The sequence below is a fragment of the Maridesulfovibrio sp. genome (assembly GCF_963676065.1).
In the GTDB taxonomy this organism is placed as follows: domain Bacteria; phylum Desulfobacterota; class Desulfovibrionia; order Desulfovibrionales; family Desulfovibrionaceae; genus Maridesulfovibrio.
Window position 1 is genome coordinate 2094162 of the sequence record NZ_OY780933.1, and the last position, 20236, is coordinate 2114397.

Annotated in this window: 20 protein-coding genes and 1 tRNA gene; 17 read left to right on the plus strand and 4 right to left on the minus strand. The window is 45.7% G+C overall.

What is annotated here, in order from left to right:
* Nucleotides 1-644 precede the first annotated feature (644 nt).
* Nucleotides 645-1106 carry a hypothetical protein gene (locus ACKU35_RS09300; protein WP_319765279.1) on the plus strand — a complete coding sequence of 154 codons (462 nt, stop codon included), beginning with the start codon at nt 645-647 and terminating at the stop codon, nt 1104-1106.
* 175 nt (nt 1107-1281) lie between these two features.
* Here ACKU35_RS09300 and ACKU35_RS09305 read toward each other — a convergent pair whose 3' ends face one another.
* From ACKU35_RS09305 to ACKU35_RS09315, 3 genes are all read right to left on the minus strand, one after another.
* A complete protein-coding gene (locus ACKU35_RS09305) occupies nt 1282-1620 on the minus strand; it encodes a type II toxin-antitoxin system HicB family antitoxin (RefSeq protein ID WP_319765280.1) in 339 nt (112 codons plus the stop codon).
* Complete coding sequence (locus ACKU35_RS09310) at nt 1617-1871, minus strand: type II toxin-antitoxin system HicA family toxin (protein ID WP_319765281.1); 255 nt, start codon at nt 1869-1871, stop codon at nt 1617-1619. The genes ACKU35_RS09305 and ACKU35_RS09310 overlap by 4 nt, the downstream gene beginning before the upstream one ends.
* Nucleotides 1872-2048: 177 nt before the next feature.
* A tRNA-Pro gene (locus tag ACKU35_RS09315) sits at nt 2049-2125 on the minus strand.
* A 362-nt stretch (nt 2126-2487) separates the two neighbouring features.
* Here ACKU35_RS09315 and ACKU35_RS09320 point away from each other — a divergent pair.
* The 7 genes from ACKU35_RS09320 (at nt 2488) to ACKU35_RS09350 (ending at nt 11310) form a co-directional block, all read left to right on the plus strand.
* The gene (locus tag ACKU35_RS09320) at nt 2488-3537 is read left to right on the plus strand and encodes a chemotaxis response regulator protein-glutamate methylesterase (protein ID WP_319765283.1); all 1050 of its coding nucleotides are present in this window, start codon (nt 2488-2490) and stop codon (nt 3535-3537) included.
* A 59-nt stretch (nt 3538-3596) separates the two neighbouring features.
* Entirely contained in the window at nt 3597-5525 is a 1929-nt protein-coding gene (locus ACKU35_RS09325; protein ID WP_319765285.1) for a HEAT repeat domain-containing protein, read from the plus strand.
* Complete coding sequence (locus ACKU35_RS09330) at nt 5526-6404, plus strand: protein-glutamate O-methyltransferase CheR (protein WP_319765286.1); 879 nt, start codon at nt 5526-5528, stop codon at nt 6402-6404.
* A gap of 45 nt (nt 6405-6449) precedes the next feature.
* The gene (locus tag ACKU35_RS09335) at nt 6450-7271 is read left to right on the plus strand and encodes a ParA family protein (RefSeq protein WP_319765289.1); all 822 of its coding nucleotides are present in this window, start codon (nt 6450-6452) and stop codon (nt 7269-7271) included.
* Nucleotides 7258-7956, plus strand: coding sequence for a chemotaxis protein CheW (locus ACKU35_RS09340; protein WP_319765291.1), 699 nt, complete (start codon nt 7258-7260; stop codon nt 7954-7956). The genes ACKU35_RS09335 and ACKU35_RS09340 overlap by 14 nt, the downstream gene beginning before the upstream one ends.
* Complete coding sequence (locus ACKU35_RS09345; protein ID WP_319765293.1) at nt 7949-8317, plus strand: response regulator; 369 nt, start codon at nt 7949-7951, stop codon at nt 8315-8317. Before ACKU35_RS09340 ends, ACKU35_RS09345 begins: the two co-directional genes overlap by 8 nt.
* 83 nt (nt 8318-8400) lie before the next feature.
* Nucleotides 8401-11310 carry an Hpt domain-containing protein gene (locus tag ACKU35_RS09350; protein ID WP_319765295.1) on the plus strand — a complete coding sequence of 970 codons (2910 nt, stop codon included), beginning with the start codon at nt 8401-8403 and terminating at the stop codon, nt 11308-11310.
* Between the two features lie 197 nt (nt 11311-11507).
* Here ACKU35_RS09350 and ACKU35_RS09355 read toward each other — a convergent pair whose 3' ends face one another.
* Nucleotides 11508-12485: a hypothetical protein gene (locus ACKU35_RS09355; protein ID WP_319765297.1), complete on the minus strand. Its 978-nt coding sequence runs from the start codon at nt 12483-12485 to the stop codon at nt 11508-11510.
* A gap of 206 nt (nt 12486-12691) precedes the next feature.
* Here ACKU35_RS09355 and ybgF point away from each other — a divergent pair, with 206 nt between their 5' ends.
* The 9 genes from ybgF (at nt 12692) to ACKU35_RS09400 (ending at nt 20206) form a co-directional block, all read left to right on the plus strand.
* Nucleotides 12692-13525: a tol-pal system protein YbgF gene (ybgF, locus tag ACKU35_RS09360; protein ID WP_319765298.1), complete on the plus strand. Its 834-nt coding sequence runs from the start codon at nt 12692-12694 to the stop codon at nt 13523-13525.
* Between the two features lie 17 nt (nt 13526-13542).
* Nucleotides 13543-14757 (plus strand): DNA-processing protein DprA, encoded by a 1215-nt coding sequence (gene dprA, locus ACKU35_RS09365; RefSeq protein WP_319765300.1) that lies wholly within the window; start codon nt 13543-13545, stop codon nt 14755-14757.
* 43 nt (nt 14758-14800) lie between these two features.
* Nucleotides 14801-15211 (plus strand): hypothetical protein, encoded by a 411-nt coding sequence (locus tag ACKU35_RS09370; protein ID WP_319765302.1) that lies wholly within the window; start codon nt 14801-14803, stop codon nt 15209-15211.
* Nucleotides 15212-16051, plus strand: a complete 840-nt coding sequence (locus ACKU35_RS09375; RefSeq protein WP_319765304.1) for an HDOD domain-containing protein — start codon at nt 15212-15214, stop codon at nt 16049-16051.
* Nucleotides 16052-16162: 111 nt separating this feature from the next.
* Nucleotides 16163-17101, plus strand: a complete 939-nt coding sequence (locus tag ACKU35_RS09380) for a diguanylate cyclase domain-containing protein (protein ID WP_319765306.1) — start codon at nt 16163-16165, stop codon at nt 17099-17101.
* Nucleotides 17076-18038: a tyrosine recombinase XerC gene (gene xerC, locus ACKU35_RS09385; protein ID WP_319765307.1), complete on the plus strand. Its 963-nt coding sequence runs from the start codon at nt 17076-17078 to the stop codon at nt 18036-18038. Before ACKU35_RS09380 ends, xerC begins: the two co-directional genes overlap by 26 nt.
* Before the next feature lie 79 nt (nt 18039-18117).
* Nucleotides 18118-18654, plus strand: a complete 537-nt coding sequence (locus ACKU35_RS09390; protein ID WP_319765309.1) for a hypothetical protein — start codon at nt 18118-18120, stop codon at nt 18652-18654.
* Nucleotides 18655-18941: 287 nt separating this feature from the next.
* On the plus strand, nt 18942-19529 hold the full coding sequence (locus tag ACKU35_RS09395) for a hypothetical protein (protein ID WP_319765311.1): 588 nt from the start codon (nt 18942-18944) through the stop codon (nt 19527-19529).
* A 2-nt stretch (nt 19530-19531) separates the two neighbouring features.
* The gene (locus tag ACKU35_RS09400) at nt 19532-20206 is read left to right on the plus strand and encodes a class I SAM-dependent methyltransferase (protein ID WP_319758972.1); all 675 of its coding nucleotides are present in this window, start codon (nt 19532-19534) and stop codon (nt 20204-20206) included.
* The last annotated feature ends 30 nt before the right edge of the window (nt 20207-20236 follow it).

Below are 20236 nucleotides of genomic sequence, written 5' to 3' on the forward strand. Positions count from 1 at the left end.
GGGAGTTTGTGTCAATTCAGCGCGAAGTGATGCGTCAAAAACGCAGTGCTTCTTGTTGCTATCGCCCTTGGATGGCTGCTCTTTTGTTGGCTGTGGGGAGATTTGTAGGATAAAAATGTAGGATAAAAAAAGGCACTTAGGAATTTCTTCGTAAGTGCCTTGAAATATCTGGTCGGGATGAGAGGATTTGAACCTCCGGTCTCTGCGTCCCGAACGTGAATTCTGACCAACTATTTAAGTCGGTTACAAGTCGAGGTTGTGCTACAAATGGGCCTTTTTTGGGGTGCTGTGCTACGCTTTGTGCTACCGTTTTCGCTCGGTTTTCTTTCCTTTTGTTTCTTTCGCTGATAAACCAGATTTAATTTTTAAAATAACAAAGAAAGGTTAATTATGAAGTTTTTTCATATCCATATCCCAGCCCTTTTTGTTTATGGTTTCATCGCAATTGCTTTTACATTGGGGTTAGCTATTTGGACTTGTGCGAAGAGGTGGGATGGACACTTGTATCCACAAGAGAATTGCTGGAAAGTTCAAGAAGTAAATGGACAGGTCTTCAAGGTTAACACCTGCACGGGGGAAGTTGAAGAAATCAAAATCACTACCCCCGCCAACTCGACAAAGGTAAAATAAAAGGGAATGTCTTCATGTTAAGTTTTGACGGAGTAGCCACTGCATGGAATGCTTTAGAGTGGAATTTTTCGTTTTCAATTGGTGATGGAATTTCGCTTGGGATAGCTCTAGTTACAGCTTGGCTTGCATTTTTAACATGCCGAATTCAGAGAGAGCAAAAGAGGATAATAGAGCAACAGGTACGTATTGAAAAAGTTAAATTTAAACGTGAAACAGACAAGTTAAAGACTGAGATAAGCAGGTCAATAGAGAGTATTATTAATTCATTCAGTGCGGATGAGGTTCCAGAAGAGGAGCATTTTTATCTTTTAGATGAGAATGTGGAAGAATTGAGCTACTTATTTAGTTTTAATGTAGCAGCACTGGCTTACTTGCTGGTAGATTACAGAAGTACACAGCAAGAAATAGGGCGTGATGATAAAAAATTGAATGAACTATTACGGATGTACATCAAAGTTGTTGAAGACCTCTGCTAGCCTCATATTTTGATTTTTTTGCTAATCCCCATCCGTCAAAGACGGCAAAGATTCCACTACATCCCGTTTCGCCCGTTGTAAAACATGCTGGTAAACTCTCATAGTAGTTGATGGGTCTGTGTGTCCCATTGCGTGGGCAATAGTCTAATATAGTTATTGCCGATTTTTCTGCCCGCTACCGAGCATCTTTTACTCTGTCGGTCAAGGCATCGGTTATCCAAGAGTTCAGGCTCTTGCCGGATGTGGCTGCGGCTGCCGCAGCTTCCCTGTGAAGTTCCGGCTTTATGCGCAGATGCAATTTGCCGGAATACGGTTTTGCTGGTTCCTCCCCTTCTTCAGAGCAGAAATCCAGATAATCTTCAACAGACTCAGCCAAGGCTGACTTGAGTTCATCAATGCTTCGGCCTTGAAAAGTTACCACATCCTTGATGTTTATGACCTCGCCGTGAAAAATATCTGCGTCAGGGTCATAGTCAAATTTTCCAAGATAGCCTTTGTATTTGATGGTATTCATGGCTTTACTCCTGCTTCTTCAAGGAAACGTCGTACAGATTTTACTGCGCCCTTATCTGTCGTAGGCTCTGGATGCGGTCTGTGGAAAATGGCTTTTGTCCCGCCCAACTTAAACCGAACCCGTGATCCTCGTCCCTCCGATTTGATGGCACCGACTGCCATAAGCAACGCTTCGATATCTGCCCAGGTAATAGTTGAACTGACGGGGGTACGGAAAATGTCTTCAAGTGTCTTGCGTTGCTTGTTGTTCATAAGAATATGATATTATCTTATGGTATCATGTCAAGAGTTTGTATTACCAAAAAGAAAAGCCCCTTACGAATTTCTTCGTAAGGGGCTTGAAATTAAGGCGTGTGCTACATTTCAAGAAAATTTGTGCTTAAACGTAAAAAAAGGGTTGCGGCTTTCGCCGTAACCCTTTGAAATATCTGGTCGGGATGAGAGGATTTGAACCTCCGGTCTCTGCGTCCCGAACGCAGCGCTCTACCAGACTGAGCCACATCCCGTCGTGAGATTGGGTATCTAGCTAATCCTCGCTGGTTTGGCAAGAAAAAAATTAATAAAAAAAATAATTTCAAATTGTACGCGGATGAATTTTTATATTCTTGCACATAAACTCCCAATGTTTTAATGTGATACAAAGGAGAACAATAAAATTAATCCTAAAATGTTCAACGTATGATTTTTTAGTGAAATTCGGGGAGTTTGTTGGACAAAAATACTCATCTGTGACAAGTTTTGCTTACGGTTGATGGTCAAATTGATATTAATGTTTTCGGCCATTTTAATAAATTAAAAGAAATTACCTGTATATATAAACTGTTAGGCTTCTGATGGGCTTGTATCGTAGCGAAAGGAGATCAGGTTAGTGATAAATGTCGTTGTTGTAGATGATTCCGCATTCATGCGCAAAGCGATCAGCACCATGCTGGAAAAGGACCCGGGGATTCGGGTTGTTGCCACTGCGCGTGACGGGGAAGAAGGTTTAAGGGTCATCCGGAAGCATAACCCGGACGTAGTTACCCTTGATATTGAAATGCCCAAGATGGACGGTCTTACCGCGCTCAGGCATATAATGATGGAAATGCCCCGGCCTGTGCTGATGGTAAGTTCCCTTACAACTGAAGGTGCTGAGTCTACACTGAAAGCCATGGATCTGGGGGCTGTTGATTTTATTCCGAAGCAGCTTTCCAAGGTGTCTCTCGACATTGTTAAAATTGAAAATGATCTCATTTCAAAAGTAAAAACAGTTGCCAGACGTAAAATGCGTCCGGTTCCGCGACTGCGCAGTTCTGTTGCCGCCCGCAGATCGGCAGCTCCCGCCCAGATAAGGCGTGGGCGCGCTAAGCGTGACGTTGTTGTTATCGGTGTGTCCACCGGTGGCCCGCCGGCAGTCCAGAAAATACTTTCTTCACTGCCCAAGGACTTTCCTGCTGGAATTGTAATAGCGCAGCATATGCCGAAAGCCTTTACCGGTCCTTTTGCCAATCGCCTTAACGGGGTCAGTCAAATCTCAGTCAAGGAAGCCGAAACAGGTGACAGGCTGTTGCCCGGTCACGCATTTGTCGCTCCTGGAGGATCCCATCTTATAATTAACCAGAAGGTCAGCAGAATTGATCTTATTGTAACACCCGAGCCTAAAGAGGCTCTCTATAAGCCTTCGGCAAACGTTCTTGTTTCATCGGTGGCTAAAGCGGTCGGGCGTAGAGCCTTGGGAGTAATTCTGACCGGAATGGGTAATGATGGGCGTGATGGAATACGGGAACTTAAAAGTAAAGGTGGAAGGGCTATTGCCCAGAGCGACTCTTCTTGTGTTGTTTACGGCATGCCGAAAGCCATTGTTGATGATGGACTCGCTGATGAAATTGTAGATATTGATGATATGGCCAATGCAATTATCAATAATCTTTACCTGTAATATTTTTTATGATGCAACCGCGAGAAGCCTTGCGGATCTAAACAAAATGGGGACTTGCAATGACGGATTGTTTAAAGGTTCTTGAAGAACTTAAAAGCGATGATAATGAAGTCGTCCGTGAGGCCGCTTTTCAAGCCGGTGAGCTGAAGTGCGTGGATGCCGTGCCGCAGTTGGCTGCTCTTTTAACGACCAGCCATCTGGGACTGCAGGAAGCTGCTGATCATGCATTGCGTGGAATCGGCGGCAAAGGAGCTGTGCAGGCGGTTGTTCCGTTACTGCGTTCAGATGATGCTCCGGTCCGTAATCTTTCCATGGATATACTGCGTGAAGTGGGAGCACAGGATTTTGCCTCACTGGTGGAGCTTGTTCATGATGATGACGCTGATATTAGAATTTTCGCAACAGATATCCTCGGCTCCACAAACAGTTTTATGGCAGTTGAGCCGCTTTGCGATGCCTTGCTGAAAGACCCGGAAGTCAATGTCCGTTATCAGGCCGCAGTAAGCCTTGGGGATTTGGCAAATCCCGCTGCCGCGCGCTGCCTTAATAAGGCTATGCAGGATGATGAATGGGTGCAGTATGCGGTTATTGAGGCGCTGGCGAAAATCAAGCATTCCAGCTCCGTAGATGCATTGGTAAAGGCCCTTAGTTCGAGTTCCGATCTTGTCGCTTCCATGATCGTGGATGCACTCGGTGAGGTTGGTAATATCAAAGCGGTTACCATGCTGCTGCGCCATTTGGACAACAGCCCCACAGCCCTGCGCAACAAGATTGTGAAGGCCATAGTAAGTATCCTCGGCGGAAAATCGCTCAAGCTGCTTTCCGAAAGCGAGCGGGAAAAGTTGCGGGAATACATGCTGGTGGCGCTTAAAGATGAAGATGAAGACGTTCAGGATGCCGCTATTGCCGGTTTGAGCTACGTTGGGGGTGAAAAAGCCACCGAAGTTGTTCTTGACCTCGCCAGTGAGCTTGACCCTGACCGTGATCGTGACCGGCTAACCACCATTATCGCCGATCTTTCCAATATAGGATTAAATGATGCTTTGATTGCCGCGTTGAACAGCGGTGACTTTAAGAAGTCGGCAATTGTCATTGAAATTCTTTCCCGACTGGAAGGTCCGGAAGTTTCAGGTGCCCTGATGGATGCTTTTGAAAGCGGGGACCGTGAAATTAAAAGGGGAATTCTCGAGGCGCTTGTCGGTACTGCCGGTGATGAGGCCAAAAGCTTTTTTGAAAATGTTCTTGAGAAAGAACAGGACGGCTCAATGCTCAAGTCCGCCATCAACTTCCTCGGCAGCAAGCTTAATGATGTCGACGCGGTTGATTCTATCTTTGCCCTTCTTTCCCATCCATACGATGATGTGAAGGAAGCTGCCTTGAATGCCTGTGTGGCCATTGGCGGCGAGGATGTAAACCGGCGTTTTGTGGAACTTTTCAGCAGCGATGAGCCTATCGATAGATTGATGGCTGTCTTCGCTATGGGCAAGATAGATTCTCTCGGAAATCTTGAGCATATCAGAATCGCCCTGGAGGACGAAGTCCCGGACATCAGGAAAATCGCGCTTGAAGCACTGCATGAATGCGCCGGAGACCCTGAAAGTATGTCCCTTGTTTTTTCAAGGTTGCATGATGAAAACCGTGATGTGCGGTTGACTGTGATTGAATTGTTGGGAGGCTGTTACACAGAGGAAGTCATCCCTTATATTATACAGGCTCTTCAGGACGATGACGACTGGGTGCAGATTCGAGCTGCTGAAGCCCTTGGCGAACATCGTGAAGAAAAAGCTCTGCCTCAACTTATAACAATGCTGGACTCTCCACATAAGCTTGTGGTCCTCAAAGTAATTGAAGTTTTAGGCGCCATTGGCGGAACTATGGCGTTTCAGGCTCTTCTGGAAGCGTCCAACTCAGGGTCAGATCCTGAAGTTATTCAAGCCGCTGAAGAGGCCATTTTGAGAATTCAGGAAGAGCAAGGAGAAGGGAATTAGATGTCTTCTCTGTTTTCAAAGACAATATCACTGCGGAAAGAGCTGAAAATTTCCGATTTGGAATTCACTCAGCTCAGGGATTTTATTTATGAGCAGGCGGGTATCTTTATTGCGGCTAACCGCAAGTATCTGCTTGAGAATCGGCTTGCTAACCGTTTGAAAGAACTAAATCTCAAGAGTTTTGGCGAGTATTATTCATACCTGCAATATGACCCGGGCAGAAAGGCGGAGCTTAATAAACTTTTCGAGGTGATCACCACCAATGAAACCAGTTTTTACCGCAACCCGCCGCAACTGAAGGTCTTTCAGACCAAGGTTCTGCCCGCGGTTCTTGATGAGTTGCGTAAAAAAAGACGCAAACGCCTGCGGATCTGGTCTGCCGGTTGTTCCACAGGGGAGGAACCGTACACTCTGTCCATGATCATTCATGATGTGCTTGGTTCTGAACTCAGCAGCTGGGATATCAAAATTACTGCAAACGACCTTTCCGAGCGGGTGCTTAAATCTGCACGCAGAGCCGTTTATAGTGAATATTCATTGCGTACAACTCCTAAACCCATCATTGCCAAGTATTTTGATAAGGATGGGAAACAGTATAAAGTAAAACCCTCAGTCAAAAAATTGGTCAGCTTTGGGCAGATCAATCTCAGTGATCGCATGCAGGTCAAACGTGTTGAACGTTCTGAAATTGTTTTTTGCAGAAACGTGATCATTTATTTTGACGAAGATATGAAGAAAAAAGTCATAAATGCCTATTATGATAACCTTGTTCCCGGCGGTTATCTTATCATCGGGCATTCCGAATCCCTGCACAATATTACCAGGGCATTCAAACCGGTTCATCATCCGGGAGCGATTATTTATCAGAAACTGGAATAGTAGTAGCTTGCGGTAGGATAAATCTTTAAAAAACTGCGGGCTGCTATGGAAAATAGTATTGATGAAAAGCAGTTAAGTGAAACTGCACCACCGGCGAAAGTTTACGCAATCGCCAACCAGAAAGGGGGAGTCGGCAAAACTACAACGGCTTTGACACTTGGAGAGGCTCTAACCAGACTTTCAAAGAAGGTTCTTGTTATTGACCTTGATCCTCATGCCAATGCCTCAGTACATATGTCGTACTTTCCGGAAACTGTTACAACATCGGCTCATGATCTGTTTTTTGACAATGCCGATTTCAAGCTCCTCTGGGGCGAAATCGTTAAAAAGCGTGAATGGGTAGGCTTTGACTTTGTCCCGGCCAGCATTCGGCTCTCAGAGCTGGAGGTTGACCTTAAGGATCGAAAGAATAAGGGAATGGTACTTTCCAATTCGTTGGAGGAGATCAAGGAATATTACGATTATATTTTGATCGACTGTCCGCCCCATGTGGGAGTCCTGCTGGTTAATGCCATTGTGGCTGCGGACATTGTCCTGATTCCCATTCAGACGGATTTTTTGGCCCTTTACGGTATTCGTTTGCTCTTTGATACGATTAAAATTTTGAACAAGGTGCTGCCCAGTCCGGTAAAATTCCGGGCTTTACCTACCATGTATGACGGTCGGGCGGGGGCTTGCAGAAAAATTTTGAATTTGATCAGGAGAAAGCTTGGGGATAAGGTTTTCTGCACTGTTGTCCACATGGACACCAAGTTCAGAGAAGCTTGCGCCAGCGGAAAGACTATTTTTGATATAGATCCTTCCACGCGAGGCGCTTTAGAATATATGCAGTTGGCAAGAGAGATAGTCAGAAATGAAGACGCCTGAAGAATATTTTGTTGAAAACGTTAACCTGCCAAGCGAAGAAAAGCAGGCCGGAAACTACACTGATGCCGAAAAAGCCTTTATGGATAAATATGTCGGTATAGGTGGTGCGGCTGCTTTAGATAATATGCAGCGGGTTGATCCGCGTGGAGATGCAGCCCTTCCCGGGTTCGGTTCCAGTCCGGTTGACGATTTCGGAGGGGAAGGAAGCTCTGCCGACTTTGAAGAAAAGCTCATGGAAGAGGATGAGATCCAACTGGTAAGTTTTGTTGTCGGAGACCGTGAATATGGACTGCCTATTATGGTTATTCAGGAAGTGGTCAAAAAAATACCGGTTACATTGCTGCCAGCTGCGCCACGTTTTATGCAGGGTATCATCAACCTTAGAGGCAGGGTTACACCTGTACTCGACCTGAGGCATCTGCTGGACGACGGGATGGGGGTTCAGGATAAATTTGTAGTTATCTGCAGACATAAAGGTTTACAGATAGGTTTGGCCATCAGCGCAGTCAGAACCATGTATCGTGCGGATAAAAAAGATATGGTTTGGGGTGTGGAATCCGAAATAGGTGTGAGCTCTGATTTTCTGCTCGGTCTTTATAAAAATGGAGAAAAACTGGTCAGTGTTCTTTCCGTGGATCGGCTGGTGGAACAAATTTTAAAGAATGAAGGAGAGGGAAATGCCTAAACATATTCTGATAGTGGACGATTCAAAGACTGTAAGGAACCTCGTCGCCTTCATTATGAAAAAGGAAGGATTCAAGGTTACAACCGCAGAAGACGGACTGGACGGTCTTGAAAAGCTCTACAGTCTCGACAAAGTGGATCTGATTATTTCAGATGTAAACATGCCTAGAATGGACGGTTTTACTTACATCAAAACAGTTCGTGAGCAGGATATATACAAGGATATTCCTATAATCGTGCTTTCAACTGAAGGTCAGGAAAAAGATATTCAGACTGGCTTAAGCCTTGGTGCCAACCTGTACATGGTTAAGCCTGCTCAGCCTGAAAAGATGGTCAAGAATATTAAAATGCTTTTAGGATAGTTACCTAACAGTCCCTGTGGACTGCCGCTGGATTTGACTGCAATTGACGTATGCAGAAGAACTTTAAAGACAGGGGGCTCTAGATGAGCCAGGATTTCATGGATCCTGAAATTTTTGCTGATTTTATCATTGAAGCTAAAGAACATCTCGAAACTATTGAGCCCAACTTGCTTGAGCTTGAAAATAATCCCGAGAATCTTGATCTTCTGAATGAAATCTTCAGGCCGATGCATTCGCTTAAAGGTGCTTCGGGTTTTCTTGGGTTGAATACCATTAATGGTTTGGCCCACAGGGCTGAGAATATTCTTGATGAACTTCGCAAGGGCGAAATTGCGGTAACATCCGAAATTATGGATGTGATTCTTGCCGCTACGGATTTGCTACGTCAAATGATTGATAATCTGGACGAGCTTGGTAATGAAGGTGAAGTCGATACCTCCATCACAATTGAAAGGATTGATGCTATCATGTCCGGTGAATCTCCCGCTCCTTTACATCCGGAAGAAGCTGTTGCCGAGCCGGAACCCGAGCCGGAACCTGAACCGGAACCCGTGCTGGAAGAGGTTGAACCGGTTGAGGAATATTTTGAAGCAGAAGTTGATTCGCCGCAGACACAAATGGTGCAGGAGTCCAATATGGCCGAAACAGGACGTAAACAGGCTTTTCAGTACGTAGCTATCGTTAATGAGGAAGCCGAACCCTACAAACTTACCACTGTAGGGGAAGGGCATCTGGCAGATTTTCTTGAGGAAGCCCATGAAATTATTGAAAATTTGACCAACGGTTTGCTTGAGCTTGAACAAGACCCTGATGGTAATGACGATCTCATTAACGATATATTCAGATATTTCCATAACCTGAAAGGTAACAGCGGAATTATCGGTTTTCGTGAGCTTAATTCGTTGACCCATGAAGCTGAAACCCTCTTGAATAAAGTTCGCAAGGGTGAAGCTTCTGCAAACCGGTCCATGATTGATCTGTTACTGGCGGTTGTTGACGGAATTGAATCACTCATAGCTCATGTTTCACCGAAATCAGGTGAAGTTCAGCCTCTTGACATCGATCAACTCGTTAATCCTCTGCAGGAAGCAGTAGAGAAAGGCGAGGTTATCACTGCTGATGTGCCGGAAGAAGATGAGGCAGCAGATGAAGCTGCAGCTGAGGATGAACCGGAAGAAGAACTGGAACCGGCTGAAGATGGTCTGGACCCTGAAGATGTGGTTATTTTTGAACAGACTGTCCACCAGCAGCTTGATAATATCGATCTGGCTCTGGCCACTCTCGCCGATGATTCCGGACAGAAAGATTATATTGATGGACTGTACCGAAGCCTTGTTTCTATTCAGAATTCAGGCGGTTACATGGGCTTTGATAGCCTGCGTGAATATGCTGAGAGAACGGCCGGACTGGTTGATCAGGCACGGTCTTCCGATATGGATTTTGGGCTGATGCTTGACCTGCTGCGTCAGGAATGCGGCATTATCTCTGAAATGATTGATTCAGCTGTAGCAGAGCTTAAAGGCGGAGATGATTCTTCTGCGCCTGAATCCAAGCCTGAGCCTGAGCCTAAGCCTGAACCTAAGCCTGAACCTAAGCCTGAGCCTAAGCCTGAACCCAAGCCTGAACCCAAGCCTGAACCTAAGCCTGAACCTAAGCCTGAACCCAAGCCAGCAGCTAAGCCTGAACCCAAGCCAGCAGCCAAACCAGCGGCTAAGCCCGCTGCCAAACCTGCAGCTAAGGCCAAGACGGCAACAGGAGCACCTGCTAAAAGTAAGCCCAAGGCGATGTCCACCATCAGGGTAGATCACCAAAAACTTGATCACCTTATGAACCTGATTGGGGAGCTGATTATCAGCAGGGGCCGGTACACCATGCTGGCACGAGGTCTTGAAGAAGGGCATCTCGAAGTTCCGGTTGTTGCCCAGCAGCTGACTGAAACGACCTATGCTCTTTCGAGGATTTCCGACGACCTGCAGGATACCATCATGAAGGTACGCATGGTCGCGGTGCAGACCGTTTTTTCCAGATTTCCGCGTTTAGTTCGCGATCTTAGCCGTAAGAGCGGCAAAAGGGTCGAGTTGATAACTGAAGGCGAAGAGACTGAACTCGATAAGAGTGTTGTCGAAGAAATCGGCGATCCTCTTGTACACTTGATAAGAAACTCTGTGGATCACGGTCTTGAGCCGGAGGAAGAGCGCATCGCCAACGGTAAGACCCCGCAGGGGCATGTCTGGCTACGCGCTTATCACAAGGGTAATTCCGTTGCCATTGAGGTAGAAGATGACGGTCGGGGAATCGATCCTGATAAAATGCGTAATGTCGCTATCAAGAAGGGGCTTATTTCACCTGAAGAAGCCCGTAACCTTGATGACCGAGAAGCGATTGAACTGATTTTCGCTCCGGGATTTTCCTCCGCGGAAAAGGTTACCGATATTTCCGGACGAGGTGTGGGTATGGATGTTGTGCGTAACAACATTAAGGATCTTAAGGGCAGTGTTCACATTTCCTCTGAAGTGGGCAAGGGCTCTAAATTTACTCTGACACTGCCGCTGACTCTGGCGATCATTGATGCGCTTATGGTCCAGATCAACGGTGCCAACTACGCTATTCCTCTTGATGCGGTTTCCGAAACCACCAAGATTGAGGCTGAAAGACTCACAGAAGTTAATAACCGTAAGGCAGTCACCCTTCGTGGCGAAGTCCTCGGTATCGCTGAGCTTGCCGAATTACTGGAACAGCCGGTCAGTGACCCCGAACGCGAAGTTCTGCCGGTAGTTATTGTTCATGATAATGACCGCAGGCTTGGTCTTGTTGTGGACAGGCTGCTTGAGCGGCAGGAAATTGTTATCAAGCCGCTTGGAAATTACCTTAACGGCTTTGATCTCAAGGGAGTTTCAGGTGCGACCATCATGGGTGACGGTAGCGTTGTGCTTATCCTTGATCCCCATGAAATATACAGCATGGCGACCGTTAAAAGCGGTTCTATCCAGTAGTAAGCTGCCTCATATTAAAACGATAAATCCCCCTGCTGCTGACGCGGCAGGGGGATTACTATTGTGGTAAGCTGATCTGAAAAAAATACTGCTTCCCCAGCCGAAATAAGCAAACAGGGCTGCGGGATAGCCCCCACAGCCCTGTAGCAAATCTATAAACTGTCAATCCAGTTAAGAACTGTCCTCGAATATATTTTTTAGGATAGGCCCAGATATAGAGTCATGGTTCCGGCCATGAGTGTGGCATGGGCGAGAATAACCAGCAGAGGGGCGAGACCGAGTCCTATTTTGTGACGCATGGGTGTTTCGCTTTTCCACGTCACAATCCATATTGCACAGCAGGTAATGGTCAGCAGCAGCGATACGCCGAAGCTTAAGGCTACGGGAAGGTTGCTGATAAGAGCGGTGATGTTCGGACCGCATATGTAGTAGACTACACCGGCTGAAGCTATCATCTGCAAAATAGTCGGAAACAATGCCCAGCGGGCAACAACAGGCAGGCTGAATTTATAGTAATCACGCCCGAAATCGTCTTTGTTGCGTCTTAGCACCAGATAAAGTCCGGACGCTGCCGCAGAAAAGGACAAAGCCATGATCAGGTATATCCCGGCAAGGCATAATCCCGCTTTACTGGGCGGGCTCTGAAAGTAAGTATAAAATGGTACAGCAGGAACAGCCGGTGTTGGGCTCTCGATCTGCATTGTGAAGAACTTCTGCATGATCACAGTTGCAACGTATATAGTGGATACGCCGCCGATAGCACCAATCGATCCTAATAAGATATGCAGCGGTTTTTGCTTTTTAAGCTTTTTCCATGAAAATTTATACGGGATAAGCCCTGCCAGAGCGACTCCCAGTGAGATATAAAACATCATCGCCGGGGAGGAAGGGTTAATCATCCAGTCTTTGAGCCATGGTAGCTGGCGACAGAAGAATGCTCCGGCAGCTCCGAGGCAGAGAATAAACAGCAGGTACATGATCAAGGTCATGGTAATAATCTGCTGGGCAAGTTTGTCATAAAATACTTTTTTCCGTGCTTTTGCTGTAATTTCGAGGATTACAGCCATGATCGGGGCGCCGATGGCAGTAAGAGTGGCGAAATCGATCAAAGCCTTGGGCAGCATCTGGGCACTCACCATTGCTGTGAGTTGGATGGTTTCCATGGGGATGTTCATATTTACATTCCTTCAATAAGTTTTTAAAAACTTCTTTTGTGAGAACTTTTGCCTTAATTTTGCACGGGACGCAAGGGCGAGAGTCTGTTCATTATGTAAAAGACCAGATATGCTTGCCAAATCTGATTAAGTGGCCTACTTTAAATCCGTTGAAACTTGAACCAAATTCACCAGTTAGATTCAACATGCTTCCCGGAGAATATTTGATGCAGTATTTACGAATCCTTCTTGTTATAATTCTTGCTTTCGGCGTTTGCGGATGTTTTGCAGCCAAACAGCCTGAAAAGCCCGCATGGGGCGGAAGTGAAGAGTGGCGCCTTAAAAGTCTTGAAGAAAATTTTCTTAATTTTAAGGAAGGACTGCGTCAGCAGAATGACTTGATTGAAAGCAACCACAAAGAAACTACCGCCCAGATAGAAAAGATAGAACAGCGGATGACCGAATTGGACAACTCTCTAGCTGAGCTCAAAGAAAACCAGCAAAAGATGATGGCCATGAAGGTGGAAGAAGAAATTACACCTGTAGAAACTGTTGTGGCTGAAGAAGTTGTTATGGGTGGCACTACCAGCAACGAGGAAAAACCATGGATGGTGGTGCCTGGAGAAAAGAGTACAGTCGATGGCGTAACAGCTAAAAAAGCAGCACAGACCCAAGTCTCAGCTCTCAGCGGGGAAGAACTGTATCAGGAAGGCGTGCGGCTGGTGATGAATGATCAGCCTCTTAAATCCCGTAAGCTTCTTGAACAGTATCTTTCCCAGAATCCTTCATCCAAGCTTGCGCCTAATGCTTTGTACTGGATTGGTGAAACTTATTATTCCGAGAAGAGTTTTGCGCAATCCATTCTTAAATTCAAGGAAGTCAGTAGACGTTTCCCCAAATCCGGGAAAGTTCCTGCCGCTATGCTTAAAATCGGGCTTGCCTACGATAAATTGGGTGACCGAGAGAATGCTGTTTTTTATTTACGAACTCTGATTGAAGATTATCCTAAGTCCGATCCCGCAAAAATCGGACGGGAACGTCTGCGCGCCATCGAAGGTTAGCCTAAACGGCGGCGCTGGTGGGTAATTTACAGGAAGAATACTTTGCCTGTCTGGCCTTGCGTTATACCGCAGGACTGGGGCCGAAATCATGGTCCGCCATCTTGCGTCATTACAGCTCCGCGTACGAGGGACTGAAAGATGCTGGCAATTGGCCGTCGCTAAGGCTTGCATCGGAAAAAAGTTCAAACGCGGCAATCAAGGAACTTTGGCGTACCAAGGCGGAAGCTGAATACCGCGCTGCTATGCGTCTCGGGTTCGGAATTCTCCCGTGGAGCCATCCTTCGTTTCCCGCTTTGCTGAAAGAATTACCTGATCCACCCACCTGTCTTTATTATTTCGGTGATCCACAGTTGCTTGGCAACCCCGCCGTAGCTATCGTGGGTTCCAGAAATAGCGGAAGGTTGGGGCAGGAGTATGCTGCCCGGATTTCAGCTGATCTTTCCAAATGCGGAATCACCGTCATATCAGGTTTTGCTAAAGGTATTGATGCATGTGCCCATGAAGCGGCCTTGCTTGAAATCGGTTCCACAATCGCGGTTATGGGAACAGGGCTTGATGTTGAATCATATCCCCCGGATAGTGAGTGGCTTCGCAAACAGGTGATTGAATCAGGGCTGCTTCTTTCAGAATTTCCGCCGGGAACGAAACCTTTCGCACGAAATTTCCCTTTCCGTAATCGTCTTATCAGCGGCTTGAGCAGAGGAGTTGTTGTGGTGGAAGCTGAAGGGATCAGTGGAAGCCTGATCACCGCCCGGCTGGCCGGAGAACAGGGAAGGGAAGTCATGGCTATGCCCGGTCCCTGCGGTCACAGCAGTTTCACTGGATGCCTGCAACTGATAAAAGACGGCGCGGCACTTGTAGAAAGTGCCGATGATGTATTAATGAATATCGGACATACCCTTGAAGTGACAGGAGATTCTGCGCCGATGACGGCTGCCGGGGCTAATCGCAAGGCCCCGCCTGAGAAAATGCGTTCCGGTAGGCAAACTGACCATGCCGGATCTACGCAAAACAATGAACAGGGCGCTATCTCGGTCGATATTATAGAATTGAAGCCTCCCGAGTCGGATATCGCAAGGGCTCTTGGAAGTGGCGGAAAGTTGCATATTGACGAAATTTCCCGTGCGGCGGGACTTGAGGTATCCGTAGCCGGAGCCGTGATACTGGGCATGGAAGTAAAGGGAATGGTTGTGCGCTTTCCCGGCATGTACTATGATCTTAAACGTCGCTGATACGGGGCGATTATTTTGAATTTTATTAGGAGAAGTCCGACTGATGCAGAAAATTCCGGTTAAACTTGCGGCTCCGGGCATGAAGCTTGCCAAGCCGGTTACACGAGACAACGGCATGGTAGTTCTGGCCGAAGGTCTTGAACTGACCGATGGTATTATCCAGAAACTGGAATCCATGGATGTTGAACGCATAGTTGTAAAAGGAAACCCTGTCGATCTGGGAGATAACGATAACTCCTCGTGGGCCAAGAAATCTGAACGGATGGACCATCTCTTCCGCCGCTATGCAAAAGACAAATGGATGTTCCGGGTCAAAGGATTTTTCAAGGAATATTTCGACCTCAAGGCCGCAGCCCAGAAAGCTGAAGAAGAAGCTTGCAGACTCGCCGAGGAGCAAGCCGCTGCAGAAGCTGCAGAAGCCGCTGAAGCCGCAGAAAACGGGGAGGAAGCATAGATGGTTGCCCAGGATCTTAAAACCAGCGTAAAGGGGCAGATTCTTTCTACCTCGGACCTGCCGACCCTGCCTTCGGTGCTTGATGAGGTGACCAAGCTTGTTGATGACCCAAATTCCTCCACCGAGCAGGTGGCGAAAGTAATTTCACGGGATCAGGTCTTATCTGCCAAGGTCCTGAAAATGGTTAATTCGCCCATTTACGGTTTCCCGGGCAGGATTACCACTATCCAGCATGCTCTTGTGCTGCTCGGACTTAACGTAATTCGCGGGATAATTATCTCCACATCCGTATTTGATATGATCCAGCAGGCCATGGCCGGACTTTGGGAGCACAGCATTGGATGTGCGATTGCCAGTGGAGCCATAGCAAAGGCTGCCGGGTTTGAAGATCCGGAGGAGTTTACCGTTGCCGGATTGCTTCACGATCTGGGCAAAGTTGTTACTGCGGTACAGTTGCCGGAACTTAATGAAGCGGTACGCATGACGGTGAAGGAAAAAGATCTGACCTATTACGAGGCAGAGCGCCAGATTCTTGGATTCGGTCATGACCGCATTAATGCGTGGCTGGCAAGGCACTGGCATCTTCCACCTAATGTCCGTGAGGCTATGACCTATCATCATCACCCGGATCGCGCGCAGTTCTATCAGCAGACCGCAGCTGTGGTTCATGTCGGTGATTTTCTGGTTCGTCTCTTTGAGTATGGCAACGGTGGTGATGACCAGATATCCTATTTTAAACCAGCTTCCATGAAAATTTTAAAGCTGAAGATGCGTGACCTTGAGCCGGTGATGGATGAAATCTCTGATAAGTTCATGGAGATTTCAGATTTTGGCTTTTAATTAAGTTATTTTTTTCGTAAAACTGTGAACCGTGGTCCTCTATAGCTTTGACGAGTCAGAACTGTTGATGTTAAGACTTAGCCCATGGATATAAATAAGGATCACTGTCAGATGGGACCAGCAAAGCATCGAGCCATTCTGGTTTCTCCAGATAAAGCCCTGCGAGACCTTCTATATGAAATCTGGTCGCCTGATATGCTGGAGTTTACCTGCTATACGGAAGCCTGTGGGGCAGTAGAGGATTTGTTCAATGATCCTCCGGATCTGCTTATAGTGGATAACAGGGTTGAAGATGTTCCTGCAAAGGAACTGGCCCGGCTGGTTAAGAGCGAGAATGTTTATCGCCAGCTTCCAGTCATAATCTGCCTCGACGAGAGTGACCTGCAGCGTACATGGGACTGGAACGAGATAGAGGTGGATGATTTTCTGATCCGGCCTTTTTTCATGCCCATTGTCCGTGAAAGAGTGAACCTGACTCTTTGCAGGGCTTTGCGAGCCCTTGATGCGAACCCTCTTTCAAAACTGCCCGGCAATACTTCCATCATTCAGCGCATTCAGAATCTTATTGACCGCGAGCAGGATTTTGCTCTCGCCTATTGCGACCTTGATCATTTCAAGTCCTTTAACGATAAATACGGCTTTTCGCGCGGCGATGAGGTGCTTATGATGAGCGCCCGCATCATCGTTAATACCGTGAAAGGTTTTGCCGGTGAGCAGACTTTTGTAGGTCATGTAGGTGGTGACGATTTCGTGATTATCACTTCCCCGGATATTATTGAAGAAGTCTGCCAGCGGATAATTTTTTCTTTCGACGGCATCGTACCCAATTTTTACGATGTGGAAGATAGACAGCGCAAATCCATTGTTTCCAAAGACCGTCAGGGTAATACACAGACCTTTCCGCTGATGGCCATTTCCATTGCAGTAGTGTTTAATCTTAACGGTAAAATGAAGCATTTTGGTGAAGCTTCAGCAATTGCCATGAATCTTAAGAAAAAAGCCAAGGAAAATCCCAAGAGCAGTTATGTCCTTGACCGCAGGCATGCCTAAAGATTTACCGGAATATGCACAGGTCTTCATGACCTATCTGGATGTGGAAAAACGAGCATCCGCAGCTACACTACGCTCATATGCAAAAGACCTTTCCCAGTTTGAAGAATTTCTGGAAACACACAACGGAAGTTTAGCAGAACCTGGAAGTATAACCTCTGATCAGGTGCGCGGGTTTCTTGCCCGGCTGCATGGTCAACGCCTTGCTAAATCGACTCTATCCCGCAAACTTTCCTCCTTGCGTTCCTTTTTCAAATACATGGTTAAGCACCGGTTTATTGATAATGATCCCATGGTCGGGATCAGGAATCCTAAGCAGGAAATACGTCATCCCCGTTCGCTCAATGTGGATCAGGCCGTTAACCTGATGGATGCGCAGGTTGGGGAAGAACCGGCGGATAAGCGGGATCTGGCACTTGCTGAAATGCTCTACGGATCAGGACTTAGGGTGAGTGAAGCCATTTCTCTTGATTTATTCGATGTGGATACTTCAAGCGGGGTGGTCCGTGTTTCCGGTAAAGGAAATAAAGAACGCTTATCTCCGCTGAGCGACACATCATGCCGGGCTGTGAATGATTATCTTGCCGTACGCAGCGAACTTGGTCCGTCCCTTGAAGAACAGGCCCTTTTTGTGGGTAACCGCGGTGGAAGGCTGAATCGCAGGCAGGTTAACCGCATCCTCGCCCGTATGGCGGAAACAGCCGGACTTCATGAGGGAGTGCATCCGCACATGCTGCGACATAGCTTCGCCTCGCACATGTTGCAGTCAGGGGCCGATATGCGTTCGGTTCAGGAACTTCTGGGACATGAACATTTGAGCACAACCCAGCGTTACACCCATCTTAATCTGCAGCAGATAATGAATGTTTATGATAAAGCGCATCCTTTAGCCGGTAACCAGTCCCCGGATTCAAGTAAAGATGAGGAAGACAAATAAAATCAGGCCGGTTTGAGATAGTATTTTGTAAATAGTTGTGTTAAGCAAAAATTAACTTAACAATTCCGGAGGACGTTTAATGAAAAAACAAACCGCAGCGGCAGTTACAAATGCAATTAATGACAAGAGCGAAGAAGCCCGTAAGGACGCCTTGTTTGAACTCCGTAGCCTGAAAAAAGATCTGGCTCAACTCGAGAAAGAACTTTCCTCCAAAAAATGTGTGATCGAAGACCCCGCTTTTGATCTGGTCCACAGTGCTTTTGAAATTTTCCGTCACACTCAGGTGATGGCAGAGAATAGAAAACTTACTGCCCAGATTGATGAGAGTCTTGAGAAGGCATCGTTCAAGGATTATCTCGATGCAAAGGGGGCCCGGGTGCTTAAAAAGCCCGAAGGATGGCACTGGATTTCCCCACAGGGCGAGATGCATTATTTAGGTGAATCTAACGACACTCAGGCTGCCGCTGAGAAGTTGGAATCTCTCATTACAAAGCGTAAGAAACCGGTGGCAAAGAAAGCGGCAAAGCCGGCTGCTAAGAAGGCAGAACCCAAAAAGGATGCTGCTTCAAAAGCAGAGCCGAAGAAAGAAGATAACAAAGCGGCTGAAAAGAACTAAATTTTTAGCTCACAATATAAAAAGGGCGTTTCGCAAAATGCGAAACGCCCTTTTTAAAAGGTTTATCTTGAATTAATTTCTTTTGCATAAATAAAATTATATGAAGTATATAAATTGTTAAATGCATATTTAGGATAAGTGTTATTTTTACTTTGCATTAGCTGGATACGATTGAATCTAAACGTCAAATGTATTAAAAAATGTATTTTGTAAAGTAAATATATAGTTTTGATAGATTGTTTATGTACTAATTATATGAATGGGGCTTTGATAAGCGAATAATTGATATGAGTATTAATGCGACATTAGTAGATTCAGCAATCAACTTTGCTACAAAGGTTAATAGTTCCGAATTTTTTGTGGGCATTTTAGGTGGTATAATTGCAGGTCTGCTCGTGCCATGGTTAGTAATAATGTTTCGCTACATGTCAGGATTAGTGCTTATTTTTCGTAAGGAAGCTAATATTGCTGGAGTTTATGACTGTGAGTATTATATCCCTTGGAAGCCAGATGGTGAAAATGTTATTTATGAACGGATTGTGTTATTCAAGCTTGGAAAGCACTATTATGGTTTTCTAATCAATAATAGTGATGATCCTCGCTATAGGAAGCTTGAAAAGCCAGGTCTGAGGCTTAAGGGAGAGGTCTTCATTTATCGCAACTTCATTGGATGGTGGATACATCCGTATACCGGAGACAATACTCACGGTGCTTTTAATATTGAAATTGATGTCGGAGGAAAAGTTCACCAAGGTAAGTGGAATGGAGAAAGCACAACATATAATAAGATATTAGAAGGCAGATGGATCTGGAAAAGAACAGGTGTTCATTATAGCGTGTTTAAACTTATAAAGAATCGTTTTTTTGGTTATTAACTATGACTATCTTTCATACAAAAATTGATGATGATGCAGAAGAATATATGTTGAACCTAAGTCAATTTGACAGTAAACATTTAAATTTCGTTTTTAATTCTGCATACAAATTTAATGAACCATCAATGCAAATATCAAAATTGCAGGCGACTGCTTTGCAGTTTTTTATAAAAGCAAATAATTTTAAAAATATTGTTGAAGTTGGAAGTTTTGTCGGGTTTAGTGCCTTTTCCATGGCTTGTGTAATGGAACCTTCGTCAGAATTAGTGTCTATTGAGATAGACGAAGAACACCATAAACAATCAGAATTAAACCACTACGAGTACCTACGAGATTGTCAACAAGCAAGAGGGGCGGTACATAATATAAGTTTTGTTAATTCAGATGCAAAAGATATTTTGCCTAGAATATACGATTATATCAAAGATATTGATTTGTTTTTCCTAGATGGGGATAAAGAGAACTACTGTTATTATTTGAATTGGGCGGAACTAAATCTTAAGTCTGGAGCTTATTTCATCGTTGATAATGCTTTGTTTAAAGGGGGGGTCTTAAACAACAATGGCAAATATGCTCAAAATATTCGCTTAATGACCGAGAAACTTTATCGCAGTGATGCGTTTGATTATTTTTTTCTGCCTGTTGGTGATTGCATGATAGTTGCAAAAAAAAGATAAATTGAATGTTTTCGGTATATGTAGAAGCCA